We start from the raw sequence: 18232 nt of genomic DNA, 5'->3' as shown, positions 1-18232 counted from the left end.
TTCACAGCTAAGGGATTGGCACAACCCGAAAAGTGCCATTTGCAATATGTCTGGCGGTGTCATCTGAAATTTTTCCAATGCTCACCATTGCAGGCCCTGTCGGTTCAATTAAAACATGTTGGGCACCACGAATATCGATGGCTTTTTCGTCTGGACGCTCACCCAAGTTTACGGCTAGAAGAGCATGATTGGGCAGGTAGACCATTGCCATGCTGAGATCTGGCAGCAAAGAGCGCATCAAGGAGGCTGTTAATGTGGCTTTGCTATCGCAATCTCCTTTATTGTTATTGAGCACCTCTATCGGTGTGAAGAATCCCGCGCCGTTGGAATCTATGCGACTAGTCAATTCGTTGTAGGGAATTGTTTGAATCCAGCCTAGCATCAAGTTCACGTATGTTCGCGTGTCACTTCCTTGTTCTAATTGTTCGTATATAGCTTGAGCTGCGGGCAGTAAAATTTCTCTGCTTTCCTGGATATAACGAATATGGTCGGGAATGACGCCTTCTTGTCCCAAATGGTTGACGAAGCGAGTGTAGTGGTTTGCAAATAAATAATCATCAAATGCACTATCTTGCTTTTCAGACATAAGTGATTTCCACTTGTCTAGCATTTCTTGATATCGGCTAGTCACTTCAATCTCTAAACGATTACCGCGTTGCTGAATGAGGACGCGGGCTTCTTTAGGATCGACCCTTTGGGCTTGTTTCATCAGTTCAATGTAAACATAGCGCTGAGCAATTTCTGGTTTAAATACGGTTTGATTTTGATACTGATCTTGGGCTGCGGATTTGTCGAGTGAAAATTCCAACGTCTTAGTTTGGTTTGACTGGTCAATCCATTGATAGTTGAAAACGACGTTTTCTCCATCAGAAGATTGGTTAAATTGTAACTGTTGCGCGTCAACCGCAAATATCGAGGCTGCAGAAAATAATACACACAAACTTATGAATAATCGTTTCATTGGAATTCACCGTCTCTTTGTCTTAAGCATAGTAGCGAATTTCAGAGTTGAGGTTAAATTTATGGGCAACGAATTCTGAAATTATTTTGTTGTTTGTTCAGTAAGAAACCAATTTAGTTTGTCTCGCAGGGTAACTACTGTGCCAATAATGATAAGTGAAGGTGGTTTAATGTCAGCTGCTGCGGCAAGCTCTTGAATGGTAGCTAAACTGCCTGTCACAACTTTTTGTTTATCAGTGGTGGCAGATTGCACCATCGCTATTGGCATATCTTTGGGCATACCATGTTCAATGAGCTTGTCACGGATAATAGTTAGGCCAGTTATCCCCATATAAAAAACGATAGTTTGATTTTTTTGTACTAAAGCAGGCCAATCTAAATCAATAGTATTGTCTTTTAAATGGCCGGTTGCGAATACTACTGATTGCGCATGGTCGCGATGGGTTAACGGGATTCCTGCATAACTTGCCGCCCCTGTTGCTGCGGTGATCCCCGGCACCACTTGGAATGCAATATTACGACTCACTAGGGTCTCAATCTCTTCTCCACCACGTCCAAAAATAAAAGGGTCTCCGCCTTTGAGTCGAACCACTCGTTTTCCTTCTGCGGCTAAATCGGCAAGTAAAACGTTTATGTCTTGCTGGGGCAGAGTATGTTGGCTTTTAGCTTTCCCCACATAAATCTTTTCAGCATCTCGACGCACCAACTCTAGAACTTCTTTGGACACCAATCTATCGTAGACCACAACATCCGCTTTTTGCATTAACCGCAGGGCTTTGAAGGTAAGCAAATCTGGATCACCAGGACCCGCACCTACTAAGTAAACTTCACCATGGACTTTCTTTTGCTGGTGGTTTTCCAATGACTCGGCAAATAACGCCTCTGCTTTTTGTTGATTACCGTTAAACACCTGCTCTGCTACAGGACCATCAAGGATATCTTCCCAAAAAAACCTACGGGCAGTAACCGTCGATAATTTCTGCTTTACCAACTCTCTAAACTTTTCTGAGAATTGCCCTAGGCGAGCTGTTTTCTGCGGGATGTAAGATTCTAACTTTTGGCGTAAATAGCGTAATAAAACCGGTGCAACGCCACCACTGCTCATGGCGATCACAATTGGCGAACGGTCGATAATTGACGGGGTGATAAACTTGCACAAAGGTGTGTTATCAACCACATTAACTAAAATATTGGCATCACTAGCCAGCTTATGAACTTGTTGGTTCACTTCGCTGCTATCGGTTGCCACAAAAATCAGGTCTCGCTGCGTAATATCGTCATGGCTAAATTCTCTTGAAATGACGGTGATTAAGCCTTGTTCTGCAAACTGCGCTACTGTGTTACACATCCAAGGTGCTACTACTGTAATTTTTGCTTCGCTTTTAAGTAGCAATTCTATTTTACGGGCAGCCACTTCCCCTGCTCCTACTACTAAGCAGTTTAACTTTTGAGTATCAATAAAAATGGGGAAATAACGCATATCGGTTGCCTATAGTAGTAGTTGAGAAATAGATTCTGCGTGAAAATCCATATAGAACAAAAGTATTAAAAGCTAATTGATAGTTCTTTTGGTTATTTAGAATTTGAATCAAAAAACCCGCCTTGTGAGCGGGTTTGATATTTTATCGTTTATCGAATTTCCGTGATTTACGTTTCGGTGGCTCTTCGCTCCACTCACGAATGGCTAAACGCTGTCCTGCTACACGTGTCTTTTCAAGTACACCAAAAGTGTTAGCCGGCATGCCTTTTGGCAAATCAACGGTACTGAAGTTATCAAATATTTCAATAGCACCAATATTTTTACTGCTAATATTTGCTTCGTTAGCTATAGCTCCAACGATATTACCAGGCTTGGCACCGTGTGTATGACCAACATCAATTCTATAACGTTGCATACCTTCATCGGGTTTGCTGCTGCGGCTACGTTTTGGTCCACGATCATCTCTTGAACCACGTTCTCTGCCGCCGCTACGAGGTGCTCTTTCCCGATCATTATAAGCAGGTTTTGCATTTAAGTCAGGGCGGTCGCCTTCTTTAAGAATTAATGGCTCATCACCTTGCGCAATTTTAGCTAAAGCGGCCATGATTTTCTCTGGAGCTGCTTCAGTTTCTTTTTGAATTGATTCAACAATTGGAATTAAGCTCTCAATTGAATCATCTTGAATGGCTTCGATTACGCTGGTTTTAAAACGAGATAGTCGAGTTTCATTGATTTCTGAAATCGATGGAATCGGCATCTGTTCAATGCTTTGTTTGGTTGCTTTCTCGATAGAGAACAACATGCGCTTTTCACGATGTGAAATAAATAAAATCGCATCGCCTTGGCGTCCCGCACGACCGGTACGACCAATTCTGTGTACGTAAGATTCGGTATCATAGGGAACATCGTAGTTGATAACGTGGCTGACACGCTCAACGTCCAATCCACGGGCTACTACGTCGGTGGCCACAAGAATATCAATTTTACCTTGTTTAAGGCGATCAACCGTTCTTTCTCGTGCGTTTTGCGCGATGTCACCATTTAATGGTTCAACATCGTAACCACGGGCTGATAATTTATCAGCTAATTCTACGGTAGCGGTTTTGGTACGTACGAAAATGATGACACCATCAAATTCTTCCACTTCCATGATACGGGTTAAGGCTTCTAACTTATGATGTCCAGCAACCTGACAAAAACGCTGTCTAATGGTACTTGCGGTACTCACTTTGGACGCAATTTTTACATGTTTAGGATTATTCAAATAACGTTCAGTTATTTTCTTAATTGGCGCTGGCATGGTCGCTGAGAAAAGCGCAGTTTGGCGAGTCGCTGGCGCGTGGCTTAAAATCCATTCCACGTCGTCAATGAATCCCATACGCAACATTTCATCGGCTTCATCTAGTACCAAGAAGCGTAATTTGTCTAGTTTAAGCGTGCCGCGTTTAATATGGTCAATAACACGCCCTGGCGTACCTACCACTACCTGAACGCCACGTTTTAACTGACGAATTTGATTGTCGTAAGATTGGCCACCATAGATAGGTAAAACGCGGATTTTTTTCGAAAAGCTAGCATACACTTGAAACGCTTCTGCTACTTGGATAGCTAATTCGCGGGTAGGCGCTAAAACTAATAGTTGAGTGTAATCTGCGTCAATGTCTAGATTGGCCAACATAGGAAGTGCAAACGCACCGGTTTTACCTGTACCTGTTTGTGCTTGGCCAAGAAGGTCATGCCCTTGTAATATTAACGGTATACTCTCAGCTTGAATTGGAGAAGGCTTTTCATAGCCCACTTTTTCAATCGCTTGCAAGAGTGCTTCAGGTAGATTAAGTTCTTTAAATGTTATATCTGTCGTACTGGTCATTCATGATCCCTGGTTACCGGATAAGTAATTAACTGACATCAGCTAATTACAGCTAAACAGGCAATCTTGAAAAGTGCCTAAAGGCCGGTATTGTTTAAAGGCGTAGTATATTAGATAACCTTATTTTAAGCCAACAAAGGTCTCATTTCAGGTGATATTTTTTGGTTTTTTAACTGGTAGTTAACGGTGAATTAACATAAGAGGCATAATTTTAATAAAATCAGTGTTAGTCTAGGCGTTTTTAAACAAAACTTACTGTTAAAAAAATAACAAGCCTTGTAGCATAGAGCTAATTCGACATTAAGGAAGAGTTAACAATATGAGAACATTACTAATAGCATTTAGCGTTAGCCTCATTCTAGGATGCACTCAAAAAACAAGTGAGGAACACTTAACGTCCGCGCAAGAATTCGTTGAACAGAATAAATTTAATTCTGCAGTTATTGAACTGAAAAGTGCCGTTCAAGCTGACCCTAAAAATCCTAAAGCGCGTTTCGAACTTGGAAAAGTGTACTTAAGACAAAAACAATATGAAAGTGCAGAAAAAGAACTAAATCGAGCATTAGAATATGGTCAACCTGCTTCAGACGTCATTCCTTTATTATCTCAGGCCTATCAAAATTCCGGTGCTTATGCAGAATTGAGTGAAATTGACCACTCAGAAGCAGGGATGACACCTGAGCAAGAGATAGAAGTGGGCTTCTTTAAATTGCAGTCGCTGGCCCAATTAGGAAAAGAAGCAGATGCGAAATTATTATTAGAACAACTTAGTACCATTAACGCTGATACTGTTTATAGCGGATTAGTTGAAGTCTTTGGTTTAGTGTTAAATCAAAATATCGACGAAGCGATAAATAAAACCGATTCGTTGGCGCAAAAGTATCCTGAAAATGCCGATGTACTTAAGTTGCAAGGTCAATTGTATTTGCGTACTCAACAGGCTGATAAAGCAGCCGAGGTATATGAAAAGTACTTAGCGTTATATCCAGAAGATACACAGATTGTATTTGTCTTAGCAAAACTTTTAGTTGATAACGGAAAAATTACCCAAGCAGAACCATACATTGATCAATTATTAGCGATCAACCAAGATAATGCCTTACTTAATCAATTGAAAAGCGTCGTCAGTGCAGCCAAAAACGAGCATGAAAACGCGCAAAAATATGCTGAAAAAGCAATTCAAAGTGGTCGCGGTGACCCAGTTTTGAGATTGATTGCAGGGCATGCGGCATACGTGCTCAAAGACTATGAAGCGGCGAATACTCACTTGTCTTATATTGCCAGTTCTTTGCCAGCTAACCATCCAGCGCTAAAAATGTTGGCGGCCAGTCAATTGGAGTTGGGGTTATCTGAAGATGCGAGCAATGTATTGGAAATGTTCAGTGAAGTGACCGAGCAAGATGCTAAGCTGTTTTCCAAAGCCGGATACGAGTTAATTCGTGCTGGCAATCTAATCGATGCCAAAGAAGTCGTTGCACGCTCAGCAGAGATAAGCCGTTCTGCGGAAGACCTAACTAGATTGGGCGTATTAAGACTCTCATTAAATGATGTCAGCGGCATCATAGACTTAGAAAATGCGCTTGAACAAAGTCCAGATATGGATGTAACAAGAGCAACCTTAGCAAATGCGTACCTTGCAACTCGACAATTCGATAAGGCACAAGAACTTGCTGACGAATGGATTGCCTCTAATCCAGAAGACTTTAAAGCCTATATGCTTGCCGGAGAACTGGCGATTAAGCAAAGTGATTTTGATAGTGCATTGGCTATGTATAAGAAGGCCGAAGCGCTAGATCCTGAAAATGGTTTGATAAAGCTAGCTATTGCCAACTTAGACATAGCCAAAGGTAATCGTGATTCCGGGCATGAAAAATTACTGGCTATTTTATCTAAGAAACCAAGCTTTATACCCGCTTTAGCATCCTATTACCTTTCTCATCGTCAATTGAAAGAAAGTGCCAAAGGTATGCAGCCGGCGTTAACAGCTCTACAAAATGAACCGCAAAATACAGACTTGAAGCTGGTAGTAGCTCGAATGTATTTAACTGAACAAGATTGGAATCAGGTTTTAACAACCCTTGAGAGTATCCCTGAGAATGATTCTATACCTTCATCTTTTTGGAATTTAAAAGGTAAAGCTTTGCTTGGAATTGGCGGTATAGCAGATGCCAATCAACATTATGATAAATGGCTTGCCAGTTATCCAAATAGTAGAGATGCCAACTTAGGTAAAATGCTATTGCTTGATGCCAAAGGAGATTTCGCCGAAGGTGCCAAACTAAGCAGTCGTTTTCTTGAAGCTCGTGATGATTTAAGTGTAGAGGTGTTGAGAACACATTTCTTAGTTATGTCCAGACAGTTTGAAGAAGCTAAGGCCGCGCTTGCAAAGTTACCAGAAGCCACTCAACAATTGCCTGTAGTCAAAGGCTTCAAAGCCCGCATTCAAATGTCCGACCAAGAATATGCCGATGCTCTGGTTAATTCTGAAGCCGTATATGAAGCAATACCCAATAGTCGAAATGCAGTGTTGCTTGCGGTGAATCTAGAACGACTTGATCAAAAATCTCAAGCGCTCGCGCTGCTGCAAAAACATGCTGAAAAGTATCCCAATGATATTGCGGTGAAAATGATGGTTGCAGAACGTCAAATAAGCGGTGATGAAGAAAAAGCCATCGCCACTTATGAGAAAACCTTAGAGTTAAACCCAAATAACTTTGTTGTACTGAATAACTTGGCTTATTTGTATGCGCAAAATGGACGTTTAAAAGAAGCCGAAAAATATGCGAAGCAGGCGGTTGAACAACATCCTAACAACCCTGATGCGGTGGACACCTTGGCGCAAGCTTTGATGAAACAGGAAAAGTATGAGGAAGCCTTAAAATATTATGACCGTGTGATAAATGATTCGATGGAGAATAACGAGATCTATCTTAATTATGTAGAAGTATTACTGGCAAGTGGTAACAACAGCTTAGCGAGAAGAAAGCTTGTGGAGCGTACTTTTACGGATGAAAATACCATCGCACGAGTCAAAAGCCTAAAAACCCAGTATGGAATTTAATGAGTGCAACATGCTCACCTCAATGAAGTGGCTGTGCGCTTGGTAAATTGAAATTAGCAAATTGAGACATAAAAATGGGAGCGAATGCTCCCATTTTTATGTCGGTTCAGAAGGTTAGGAAAAAGTTCTAATCCTTTTTGAAATTCTTACACTTTTGGGAAATAGGAAAATTCACCACATTGTTCAATGGCACTGTGGGTTTTTGGTTTGAACTTTCCTTATTCAAATCTATACAAACTAACTTAAAAGACTTACCAGCCAAGTGCTTAAATGGTTCTGAGACTCTTTTAATACGCATAATTTTATTCCATTTGAGATTTTAACCGTGGTCAAATTAATTTCGGCCACTGGTACAATCATTGTTAGCTATCATTTTGGTTTCGCTGCTTTTATTATTACTAAGCGAAAACAATGCCAGCTTTTAAAAATTGAATAATACAACTTTTACTGTCTTTACGGTTATTTAATTTACCTAATAGTTATGGTTAGCTATACTTTTGACGCTTTATCCCTTAAAAAACGTCCAAACGTCAATAATTTTTTGACGCTATACCTTTATAGTGCAATTAGAGCGGCTTTACTCTCATTTGAGATGAATAAATTAACAAAGCAGTGAGCATAAATGTTTACATTCGTGGGGGAAGTTGACCAATCCGCTGGCTGCACTCTGCGCCTTTTGCCAACACAACGGATTGGTGATGTTCAGTTACCTTATGATTTTACAGATATTTTTTGTTGATTGTTTTTATTAAGTTGTTGAATCTGCTCGTGAATGTCATTTAATTGTTTGGATAAGTCAGTAATTGTAGGTTCGCCTAACTCCAACATCTTATCATTTCGTGCTTTTTGGTTTTCCTGTTCCATGACATTAACCACAATACCAATCACCATGTTTAGGAAAGCAAAGGCACTTAAAAATATGAAGGTTAAATAAAATATCCAGCTAAGTGGATAAACCTCCATGGTTTCATACATCACGTCAGTCCAATCTTCAAACGTCATGACCCTAAATAGAGTTAACATGGAAATTGTAATATCACCCCATAGCACAGGGTTAATTTCTTCAAATAAGGTGCTTCCAATTGCTCCATAAATATAAAAGATTATAAACATTAATAACATGACATAGCCGAGTTGGGGCATGGCTTTGACCAATGATGTTAACAGTAGGCGCAGTTCAGGAATAATAGAAACCATTCTGAGCACCCTAAAAACCCTAACCAAACGGGCTATTATTGCCATGTCGGTGTTGTCTGCAGGAATAATACTTACCAATACAATTAAGGTGTCAAATATATTCCAAAGACTTTTAAAAAAGTCTCGTTTACGAGGTTCCGCAAAAAAACGAATGGTTATTTCAGCGAAAAAGAAAAAGGTAATAAACCAATCCAAAAAGGTGGTGACCGATATTAGAGTCGGTGACATTTCATAAGTTTTCGCGCCAACTAGTAAGGCCGAAAAAATAATTACCGAAATAACCACAAGTTCGAAAATTTTGTTAGACCGAATCTTTATAAATTTAGCTTTTATTGCAGACGCATTCATGTCAGTTGGAGTCCAAAGAAAGAGTTAAACAAAGCGCCGATATATTATCAAACAGCATGACAAGGTGAACATAAAAAATCCGCTAGCGGCAAAGCCGGTAACGGATTTTTTGCACGTTAATGGGGTTAAGAAGCGGGTCTTAACCCTCGGTTAATATCTTCTAAGTCTTGTTCTGTTAGGTTACCTGCAGAACGTTTCAAGGTCATAACTGCGGAGATAAAATCATAACGTGCGCTGGCAAGATTCCGACGCGCATCAAACAGGTTACGAGTGCTGTTAAGCACATCAACTATGGTGCGCGTACCTACGTCAAATCCTGCTTCAGTGGCTTGGAGCGCACTTTGTGCTGAAATAACCGCTTGTTCAAAAGCGCGAATCGTTGACGTTGCTGCCACTACATCATTATAAGAACTGCGAATAGAGCGAACAGTCGAACGATGGGTCAACTCTAAATTTTCACTGGCTGCAATGAAATTGTATTTTGCTTGGGCCGTTTGCGAGCTCACACTGCCACCTGAGTAAATAGGCACATTTAAGCTTAGGCCAATCGAATCATTGTCTCGTGCCGGTAAGTCAATACCAAGAACTTCGGTATCATCACTGCCAATTGAGGCCGTGAGGCTAACTGTTGGATAATGGCCAGCTCGAGCGTGTTTAATGTCATCTTTGGCTATTTCAGTTGCCAATTTACTCACCATTAAATCCAGATTCTTTTCTTCGGCGATGGAAAGCCAGCCATCTACTCGCTCTGGAATGGGTCTTGAAGCTGAAAAGCTTTCAGTATTGAGTACCGACAAGTTATCGTGATACTTACCAGTGATTTCTCGCAATTCTTCTAATCTAAGTTCAACTAAATTTTCAGCCACAATTTCTTGTGCAACCGTATTATCGAAATTAGCTTGAGCTTCATGCACATCAGTAATTGCAGTTAATCCAACTTCAAAGCGTTGTTTAGTTTGTTCTAACTGACGTTCAATCGCGCGCTTTTCTGCTTGCACAAATTCTAAGCCATCTTTGGCACGAAGTACTGCCAAATAGGCAATCGTGGTTCTAACAATAAGCTCTTGTTTGGCCAATGCAAAAGTGGTGTCACTTTGCTGAGCAATTTTTTCTGCTCGATTTAGACCAACCCAATTCTTATGGTCATATACCGACAACGAAAGGTTGATATCCCAACCCAAATTGGTTGTGTCAGTGGTAATTATTGATGGCGACGAACTGTCGTTTGAATAATTAAGTGATTCCTGAGAACTTTTACTATAACTAATAACACCAGAAACTTGAGGCAATAAGTTCGCCCGACTGATTGATATGCCTTCAAAGGCTGCGTCGCGATCAGCTTTCGCTTTATTGATCGTGGGATCTTGTTCCAGTGCGCGTTGATACACCTGATAAAGATCATCTGCATAGGCTTGAGTGGCCACGCTAAAGCCAATAAGCAGAGACAGAATTGATTTTTTCATTTGCTTTCCTATTTATGTTCCGTAGTGTATTGCATGATGCTAGTTTATTCGATTATTTTTATTTCGATTCAAAGTGTAAGTAAATCAAGCGTTAACCGAAATCGATAAGTGGTAACAGTATCCCTTGAAGTGTAACAGAATATGTTAGCTAGAACCTATGCTCTGTTGCCATTTTACTTCGCTTTTGTACTTTGCTAAGCAAGCTCGCGTATTTTCCCCAATGTTTTGTGCAAAATATTGGTACTTTCTCGGGAAGCAAAGCAGCGGCGAAATTAATAATGCTATTAGGCTATGGGATAGGTTGTATATCAAGGTAATTGAACTGATAAATTAGCAGATCTGTATTAAATTTGGGGATGAATAAATTGAAGCCTTTTCCAACGTTTACTAAAAACGATGTAAAACTAACTAAAACTGCACCACTTTATAGTGGCTTTTTCAAACTGATCGATTATCAATTTAGCCATCGTTTATTTGATGGCGGGTGGAGTAGTTCAGTTAAGCGTGAAGTGTTAGAGCGAGGACATGCCGTTGCTGTCTTATTGTTTGACCCAATTCTAGATGAATTTGTTTTTATCGAACAATTTCGTATTGGGGCTTATGCCACTAGTGAATCGCCGTGGTTGATTGAGATTGTTGCTGGCATGATTGAGAAAGATGAAGCCATCGAAGAGGTATGTCGTCGTGAAGCTTTCGAAGAAGCGGGTGTTACCATAAAACGTCTACACAAAGCATTGAGTTACCTTTCAAGCCCCGGTGGGACCACAGAGCGGATTCATATTTATGTAGGTGAAGTGGACGCGTCAACTGCCCATGGTGTACACGGACTCGATCATGAAAGTGAAGATATTTTGGTACGTCGCGCGACTAAGTTAGAAGCAATTGATTGGCTAAACGAAGGGAAAATCGATAACGCTGCTACGCTTATCGCGTTACAATGGTTTCTTATTAACGAACAAAAAGTACGTAATACTTGGTATGAAAACACTTAGTCGACAACGCAAATATGTTCCAAACCTACCGTCATTGCTGGCGGTGTGTGAGGCTAATTATGCGCGTTTGCTGCGTTTGTTACCTGACTGTGACACTGTGACACTAAGTTATACTTTTGAAATTAACGATGGTTTGTATTATCGCGTAAAAATTATTGATAGTAGTCGTTATACCAGTACTGTTGAGTTAGCCCAGCTGGCGGATGGCGTGCCTGCTTTTTTACGTCCAGTGATGCAGATTCGACTATATCATGACGCCAATGTAGCGGAAGTACTCAGTGCGCAACACATTGGCTCACTCAAACCCAGCTATGCCTACCCCAATACTAATATGCACCAGCCCAACGAAAAAGAAATGACCAACCGATTTCTTGCTGAATGGTTATCGTTTTGTTTGCGTCACGCTGAATCAATAGGCTCTTCAGAGATTTAGCGTAAATTATCATGGCAAAGATAGTCCAACTAAGTGATTGCCATTTGTTTAAAGACAAAAACAAATCTGGCTACAATAATATTAATCCCTACCAAACCCTCAAGTTATTGTTGTTACGGGTTGAGCAACTCAATCCCGACGGGATAATAGTAACCGGTGACATTTCAGGTGACGATAGCGAGCAAAGTTACCTGCACTTTTTGGATTTGATGGAACAGTTTAACCTATCCCACAACCTAAAGGTTATTGCTGGTAACCACGATCAATCTGGCTTATTTGATAGCCTGTTAGGCCAATTCGATTTAGCAAAGGGGCAACCTTGGCGACAAGACAACTGGTTTATTCATGGTTTAGACACTCGTCATCAAGGGACTTTGGGACAGGTTGGTGCTGCAGATTTACAAAATTTGTTAAATAAGTTGCAGAATCACCCTGACGATTTTCATATGATTGTTTGTCACCATCACCCGATTGAGTGTGGTGGTTGGATGGATAAACATGAATGGCTCAACCGTCACCAATTTGTTCATCAAATAAAGCAACTGCCGCAAGTGAAGTTAGTCGCATACGGACACATTCATAATGATATACAACAAAATCTGCATGGCTGTTGTTTTCAATCTAGTCCGTCTACTTGTTGGCAATTTGCGAATATGGCTGATTTTGCATTAAGCGAGGAAATGCCGGGTTTCAAGGTTTATCAATTGCATAACGATGGGACTTTCGATAATCAAACTATCCGCTTGCAACAGGAGCAATTAGGTTAAATGGAAAATGTACTAATTTATATTCACGGTTTTATGAGTTCGCCGCAATCTGTTAAAGCTCAACAAACTCTAGCTTATGTGCGTCAACACCATCCAGAATTGACAATGGAAGTACCGCAAGTACCCAACTATCCGCTAGATGCAGCTCAAATGTTGGAAGCCTTGGCACGCAAATATGAAGGTAAAAAGCTAGGTTTTATTGGCAGTTCTATGGGCGGGTTTATGTCCACTCATTTGGTTGAAATGTTTGGTGGCAAAGCCGTGCTGATCAATCCTGCGGTGCGCCCCTTTGAGTTATTGAAGGGATTTTTAGGCACTCATATCAATCCCTACACTGCTCAAGAATTTACCTTACAAGAACCGCATATTCAGCAGCTTGTTGATTTAAACACAACTGAATTAAAGAATCCGCAGGCGTATTGGGCACTATTGCAAACTAATGATGAAACCTTAGATTATCGTCAAGCAGAACAAAAATATGCGAATAGTCGCCTGACCATTGAACAGGGAGGCGATCATAGTTTCCAAAACTACGGCGATCATTTGCCAGAAATATTTGAATTTTTGCTGACATAACTTAATTCATCTGCCCCTAGTCTTTCTTTGTCTTATTGGGAGGAAAAATTGAATGTTATTTTTGCCTAAAGAAAAACACAATATGTTGATTGCTCAGTGCATCTTGAGTTGGTAACATCAGTAGCAGTACAGGTGTGACCAATCACCTCCTTTTGGCAACAAAAATCGAATAAAAAGCATGTCAAACCAATATAATTCTGATGCAATTGAAGTCCTTAACGGATTAGATCCAGTTAAACGTCGTCCGGGGATGTATACGGACACCACTCGCCCTAACCACCTTAGTCAGGAAGTTATCGATAATAGTGTCGATGAGGCCTTGGCTGGATTCGCCAGTAATATCAAAGTCACTTTGTTTGAAGACCAATCAGTGGAAGTGGTTGATGATGGTCGTGGTATGCCGGTGGATATTCACCCTGAAGAAGGGATTTCAGGTGTCGAGCTGATCATGACTAAATTGCATGCCGGTGGCAAATTTTCCAACAAGAACTATCAGTTCTCTGGTGGTTTGCATGGTGTGGGAATATCGGTTGTGAACGCATTATCTACCCGTGTAGAGGTAGTGATTCGACGAGACGGTAATGTTTACAGCATGGCGTTCGAAAATGGCGAAAAGGTCGAAGATCTCAAAATAGTGGATACCTGTGGTAAACGTAATACGGGAACTGGCCTAAAGTTCTGGCCTGATCCAGTGTATTTTGATTCCGCTAAATTTTCAGTTACCAAGTTATTGCATATCTTGCGTGCCAAAGCGGTTTTATGCCCAGGCCTTAAAATTAAGTTCGACAATAAAATCAGTAAAGAAAGCCATGAATGGCATTATGAGGACGGCTTACGGGACTATTTATACCAGTCAGTCAGTGAATATATCTCATTACCTGAAGATGCACCTTTCGTAGGTAAACTGGCAGGTAATCATGAAGCCGCAGATTGGGCGGTGATGTGGTTGCCAGAAGGTGGCGAGTTAGTGACTGAAAGTTACGTGAACTTGATTCCAACAGCGCAAGGAGGTACTCACGTAAACGGACTGCGACAGGGGCTGCTTGAATCCATGCGAGAGTTTTGTGAATACCGAAACTTATTGCCTCGTGGTGTGAAATTATCACCAGAAGATATCTGGGATAGATGTGCGTATATCTTGTCAACAAAAATGCAGGACCCGCAATTTGCTGGACAAACTAAAGAGCGATTGTCCTCACGGCAAGCCGCAGCCTTTGTTTCAGGGGTGGTTAAAGATGCCTTTAGCTTGTGGCTGAATCAACATACTGACGTGGCTGAATTGCTGGCTGATATGTGTATTAACAATGCCCAACGTCGTTTACGTCAAAGTAAAAAGGTCGCTCGTAAAAAGGTCACTCAAGGGCCAGCGTTACCGGGTAAGTTAACCGACTGTACCAACCAAGATATTGAGCGCTCAGAATTGTTTTTAGTGGAAGGTGATTCCGCTGGTGGTTCAGCTAAGCAGGCTCGAGATCGGGTTTTCCAAGCTATCATGCCGCTGCGCGGGAAAATATTAAATAGCTGGGAAGTTGATTCTTCACAAGTGCTGGCATCCCAAGAGATCCACGACATTTCGGTTGCTTTAGGCATAGATCCAGACTCAGAAGATTTAAGTGGACTACGTTACGGCAAAATTTGCATACTTGCCGACGCAGACTCCGATGGATTGCATATTGCAACACTACTGTGCGCATTATTTGTGCGTCACTTTAGAACGCTAGTTAATCGCGGGCACGTGTATGTTGCAATGCCGCCGTTGTTTAGGATAGATGTGGGTAAAGAAGTTTATTACGCCCTCGATGAAGGTGAGAAGCAGGGGATATTGGACCGTATCGAGGCTGAAAAGAAACGCGGTAAGGTTAATGTGCAACGATTTAAGGGGCTGGGTGAAATGAACCCTATGCAACTTAGAGAAACAACAATGGACCCCAATACTCGTCGTTTAGTCCAACTTACTGAAGGCGATGCTGGTCAAATGATGGAGCTAATGGATATGTTGCTTTCTAAAAAGCGCGCGCCAGATCGGAAGGTATGGTTGGAATCTAAAGGCAATATGGCTGAGGTTTAGTTGTGTTGTCATCAAACATAATTTAAAAATAATAATAATAAATCGATAAAGGGGAATGTGTGGTTTCTAAACAACGCGGGTTTACACTCATTGAGTTAATTATAGTAATAGTTATTTTAGGCATTTTGACAGTAGTCGCAGCGCCAAGATTTATTGATATTTCTAGTGATGCGAAAATTTCTGTTTTGAATGGTATTGCAGGCAACATTCGTTCGACTGTTAGCCTAGTTCAACACAAGGCTAGAATAAAAGGGCTTACGACAACTAGCACAAATCCAGGTACGGGTCAGTCTGAACTGATCGTTGATTTTGGGTTCGCAGAGACCGAACTCTATTTCGGTAATCTTTGTCCGGAGGCTGAATCTGAGTTAGGCGATGCCGTTGATTTCTTCGAATTTATGGAAATTTCGTCCGATGAGAATTTACTCAGACGCACCGATAATCAATATGCGTTAATTGGTTACGATGTGCCAAGTTCAGGCGTACCTACTGATCAGGGATGTTATGTGATCTATGATTCATTCGCCGAACCAAATTGCACGGTCGAAGTAGTCGATATAGACTGTTAAACTAGTTGCTGCTGTTTCGACATCGTTGTTGCAGTGTAGTGCTTTATCCCATAACAATTAAGTAATAACGGGTAGTTTAATCGAGTTACCAAGGCATTTTGTGACCTGGAAAATGTTATTTACTAGCCATTAAATGATGCTGAGTTAGTGCAATAACTGTGTTTTTTAAGCCGTTTGTCGTGACAAATTGTCTGGACTAATTTTAATGTCTAAAGTATTTAAATTATTTAAACTCGCATTAATCAGTTTGTTGGTCGTCACGCTTTTATTAATCGTGTTGATTATTGAAACAAAACCATTAGTAGTGGTGGATGCTACGGCTCAAGTTGATGATGCAGACACCATAAATTTATTGCTTTCCCAGGCACGACAAGTAACTCGAAAACGTTATATTCCGCAGACCATAATCATTTCCAATCCGCAAATGAATAGCATAGTCGGATTTTTACAACGAGCAATCCCCGAGTTCTCAGGTGAAATTACCACAACTGAAGAAAAACTCAGTGCTAAATTCAGCTATAAAATTCCAATTAATTGGTTCTCAGCCTATGTGAATTTAGAAGGTGATTTAATCTCTTCGGCCGGTATTAAGGTCGATAATATCAAACTCGGTGACTTACCTATTTCGGGTAAATGGGCGCTCTCAGTGATGACCTATATCGTCAATTGGCGAACTGAAAGCGACTTGGGAAATTTGGCCCTAAAACAAGTCTCTGAAGTAAAAACATCTAATGCGGGTGTACAAATTAAATTAATTCCAATACATGAATTTCTGGTTAGCCTAAACGAAATAAGGAATGGACTATCTGGCACCGATAATGAGGAGCTTAAACAAAGAGTCACTTATTATTTGGCCTTTTTAGATGCCCTAAGTTTCTCACAACATAGGGGGGGCTTGCCGTTAGCTGATTTTATTAACCCGTTGTTTAAGAAAGTGAAGTCTAAAACAATTAACTCATCAGCTGTACTTGAAAATGAGGCGGCATTGTTGGCGTTAGCGATTTACGTTGGGCATCATCGAATGGCCAATTTTATTGGTAAGGTGCAGCCATACCAAAATAAGGTGGTTATGCCTTACTATCGTCCGCTACTGCGCGGTCGCAGTGATTTAACGCAGCACTTTGTGATTTCCGCAGCGATTAAGATTTTATCTCAGCAGGGGATAAGTAATGCTGTGGGAGAGTTTAAGGAACTGATGGATCGAGCTGAAGGTGGATCTGGTTTTAGTTTTGCAGATTTAGCCGCTGATTTGGCCGGTATTAAGTTGGCAGTTATGGCGATAGATCCCCTATATGCGGAAGCATTGCAAGATGCTTTGGCACAAGTCCAAAGTGAAGATCAGTTCTTCCCTATCATTGATAACTTACCCGAGGGATTGAGTAAGGACGTTTTCAGCCGGCAATATGGCAATGTCGAAAGTGAGGAATACAAGGAGGTTGTGCGCAGTATTAACCGGCAGATCGAAAATCTTCCCCTGTACCAAGATCTTACTATCAAAGAAAGTGACAGTAATAACCTGCTATAGAAGATCTTGAATAGAGCGGTAGACTTCTGTGGCTTTTTCGGTAGTCAGATTATTGCGAGCAGCTGAACCAACGCTACTGGAAACGCGAATAAATTCAGTACCAGAAAGTGCCTCGGTTTGGTTACTTTGACTGTTCATTTGGGCATTTTGGTTTCGTTCATTTTGTGTTTGCTCGTTTTGTTGTAAAATCCGAGCCTGAGCTGACAGTTCAACTTCAGGTTTGTTGGCATTCCCAATGCCAAATGCATTCACACTAGACTCTCTACCGTTAGCAGCACTAGAAAGAGATTTAGATAGATTATTCAGGCTGTTACCTGCTGTAATTTCCATACTCATACCTCCAAATATTAAACATGCAAAACATTTATGCTCAGTTTATTTAATTTGCTTTTTATTGGTGAGAGATCCCTTTATTAATTATGGTCTAATTTGCTCAAAAAACAACCTATCTTGTTGGTTGTCAGTTACGCCATTTTGATAGGGGGCTCGGTGATTATTAAGCTATGGGAATAACCAGCACTTACAAGGTGGTTTTTAATTGGCTCAAGGTGCTCAATAATAATTCCATTTTTTTGACAATCTCAGGCAGCGAACTTTCAAATTGCGCTTGATCCGCGGTTTCCAAGCTGGCTACCTCAGCGGCGAGTTCTTTAACGTAGGGCATGAAACGTTTGCTTTGAACTGCAAAGCCGGCATCTTCAGCAAAGATATGATTAAACTTGCCTTTTCCAGATTGTTGCAATTTAGATAATGCTTCATCTGCATCTATCGACTTACGATAAATGAGCTGCATATTTTCGGTTAATTTTTCAAATAACGGGCGAAGTGTACTGTTCGATTGTGCGGACATGAAAAATGATCTCAATAAAGTGAAAAAAAATACTCAAGGAAGTTTTTTGTGGGCCGATAACGACCGTGGACGG

Annotated in this window: 15 protein-coding genes; 8 read left to right on the top strand and 7 right to left on the bottom strand. The window is 40.9% G+C overall.

Features of this window, described 5'->3' with window-relative positions:
• Positions 1–7 precede the first annotated feature (7 nt).
• The 3 genes from ABWV72_RS00435 to ABWV72_RS00425 all read right to left on the bottom strand — a co-directional run bounded on the left by ABWV72_RS00435 (position 8) and on the right by ABWV72_RS00425 (position 4310).
• Positions 8–961: a transglutaminase-like domain-containing protein gene (locus ABWV72_RS00435; protein ID WP_353368308.1), complete on the bottom strand. Its 954-nt coding sequence runs from the start codon at positions 959–961 to the stop codon at positions 8–10.
• Between the two features lie 81 nt (positions 962–1042).
• On the bottom strand, positions 1043–2440 hold the full coding sequence (cysG, locus tag ABWV72_RS00430) for a siroheme synthase CysG (RefSeq protein WP_216048984.1): 1398 nt from the start codon (positions 2438–2440) through the stop codon (positions 1043–1045).
• Positions 2441–2582: 142 nt separating this feature from the next.
• The gene (locus ABWV72_RS00425) at positions 2583–4310 is read right to left on the bottom strand and encodes a DEAD/DEAH box helicase (protein WP_216048983.1); all 1728 of its coding nucleotides are present in this window, start codon (positions 4308–4310) and stop codon (positions 2583–2585) included.
• Positions 4311–4629: 319 nt separating this feature from the next.
• Here ABWV72_RS00425 and prsT point away from each other — a divergent pair, with 319 nt between their 5' ends.
• Positions 4630–7371 carry an XrtA/PEP-CTERM system TPR-repeat protein PrsT gene (gene prsT / locus ABWV72_RS00420; protein WP_353368307.1) on the top strand — a complete coding sequence of 914 codons (2742 nt, stop codon included), beginning with the start codon at positions 4630–4632 and terminating at the stop codon, positions 7369–7371.
• 711 nt (positions 7372–8082) lie between these two features.
• On the opposite strand, the gene ABWV72_RS00415 is transcribed toward prsT, so the two are convergent.
• Together ABWV72_RS00415 and tolC are read right to left on the bottom strand one after the other, a co-directional pair.
• A complete protein-coding gene (locus ABWV72_RS00415) occupies positions 8083–8916 on the bottom strand; it encodes an ion transporter (protein ID WP_353368306.1) in 834 nt (277 codons plus the stop codon).
• 125 nt (positions 8917–9041) lie between these two features.
• On the bottom strand, positions 9042–10379 hold the full coding sequence (tolC, locus tag ABWV72_RS00410) for an outer membrane channel protein TolC (protein WP_216048980.1): 1338 nt from the start codon (positions 10377–10379) through the stop codon (positions 9042–9044).
• Between the two features lie 365 nt (positions 10380–10744).
• On the opposite strand from tolC, the gene nudF reads away from it, so the two are divergent.
• The 7 genes from nudF to ABWV72_RS00375 all read left to right on the top strand — a co-directional run bounded on the left by nudF (position 10745) and on the right by ABWV72_RS00375 (position 17309).
• Positions 10745–11371, top strand: a complete 627-nt coding sequence (gene nudF, locus ABWV72_RS00405; protein WP_502902100.1) for an ADP-ribose diphosphatase — start codon at positions 10745–10747, stop codon at positions 11369–11371.
• Positions 11358–11804, top strand: a complete 447-nt coding sequence (locus ABWV72_RS00400) for a DUF1249 domain-containing protein (RefSeq protein WP_216048978.1) — start codon at positions 11358–11360, stop codon at positions 11802–11804. The genes nudF and ABWV72_RS00400 overlap by 14 nt, the downstream gene beginning before the upstream one ends.
• Before the next feature lie 11 nt (positions 11805–11815).
• Complete coding sequence (locus tag ABWV72_RS00395; protein WP_353368304.1) at positions 11816–12571, top strand: metallophosphoesterase family protein; 756 nt, start codon at positions 11816–11818, stop codon at positions 12569–12571.
• Positions 12572–13147 carry a YqiA/YcfP family alpha/beta fold hydrolase gene (locus ABWV72_RS00390; RefSeq protein WP_353368303.1) on the top strand — a complete coding sequence of 192 codons (576 nt, stop codon included), beginning with the start codon at positions 12572–12574 and terminating at the stop codon, positions 13145–13147.
• A 178-nt stretch (positions 13148–13325) separates the two neighbouring features.
• On the top strand, positions 13326–15215 hold the full coding sequence (parE, locus tag ABWV72_RS00385) for a DNA topoisomerase IV subunit B (RefSeq protein WP_216048975.1): 1890 nt from the start codon (positions 13326–13328) through the stop codon (positions 15213–15215).
• A gap of 59 nt (positions 15216–15274) precedes the next feature.
• Positions 15275–15784 carry a prepilin-type N-terminal cleavage/methylation domain-containing protein gene (locus tag ABWV72_RS00380; protein WP_342805285.1) on the top strand — a complete coding sequence of 170 codons (510 nt, stop codon included), beginning with the start codon at positions 15275–15277 and terminating at the stop codon, positions 15782–15784.
• 205 nt (positions 15785–15989) lie between these two features.
• Positions 15990–17309, top strand: coding sequence for a hypothetical protein (locus ABWV72_RS00375; RefSeq protein WP_353368302.1), 1320 nt, complete (start codon positions 15990–15992; stop codon positions 17307–17309).
• On the opposite strand, the gene ABWV72_RS00370 is transcribed toward ABWV72_RS00375, so the two are convergent.
• Positions 17304–17639: a hypothetical protein gene (locus ABWV72_RS00370; protein WP_353368301.1), complete on the bottom strand. Its 336-nt coding sequence runs from the start codon at positions 17637–17639 to the stop codon at positions 17304–17306. The two genes, ABWV72_RS00375 and ABWV72_RS00370, sit on opposite strands and share 6 nt — an antisense overlap.
• Positions 17640–17829: 190 nt before the next feature.
• Positions 17830–18159, bottom strand: coding sequence for a hypothetical protein (locus ABWV72_RS00365; protein WP_216048971.1), 330 nt, complete (start codon positions 18157–18159; stop codon positions 17830–17832).
• Positions 18160–18232 lie beyond the last annotated feature (73 nt).

It is taken from the genome of Aliiglaciecola sp. NS0011-25 (assembly GCF_040370605.1).
GTDB classification, from domain to species: Bacteria; Pseudomonadota; Gammaproteobacteria; order Enterobacterales; family Alteromonadaceae; genus Aliiglaciecola; species Aliiglaciecola lipolytica_A.
The sequence above is the reverse complement of the archived record's forward strand: the minus strand, read 5'-3'. Positions and strand labels throughout refer to the sequence as shown.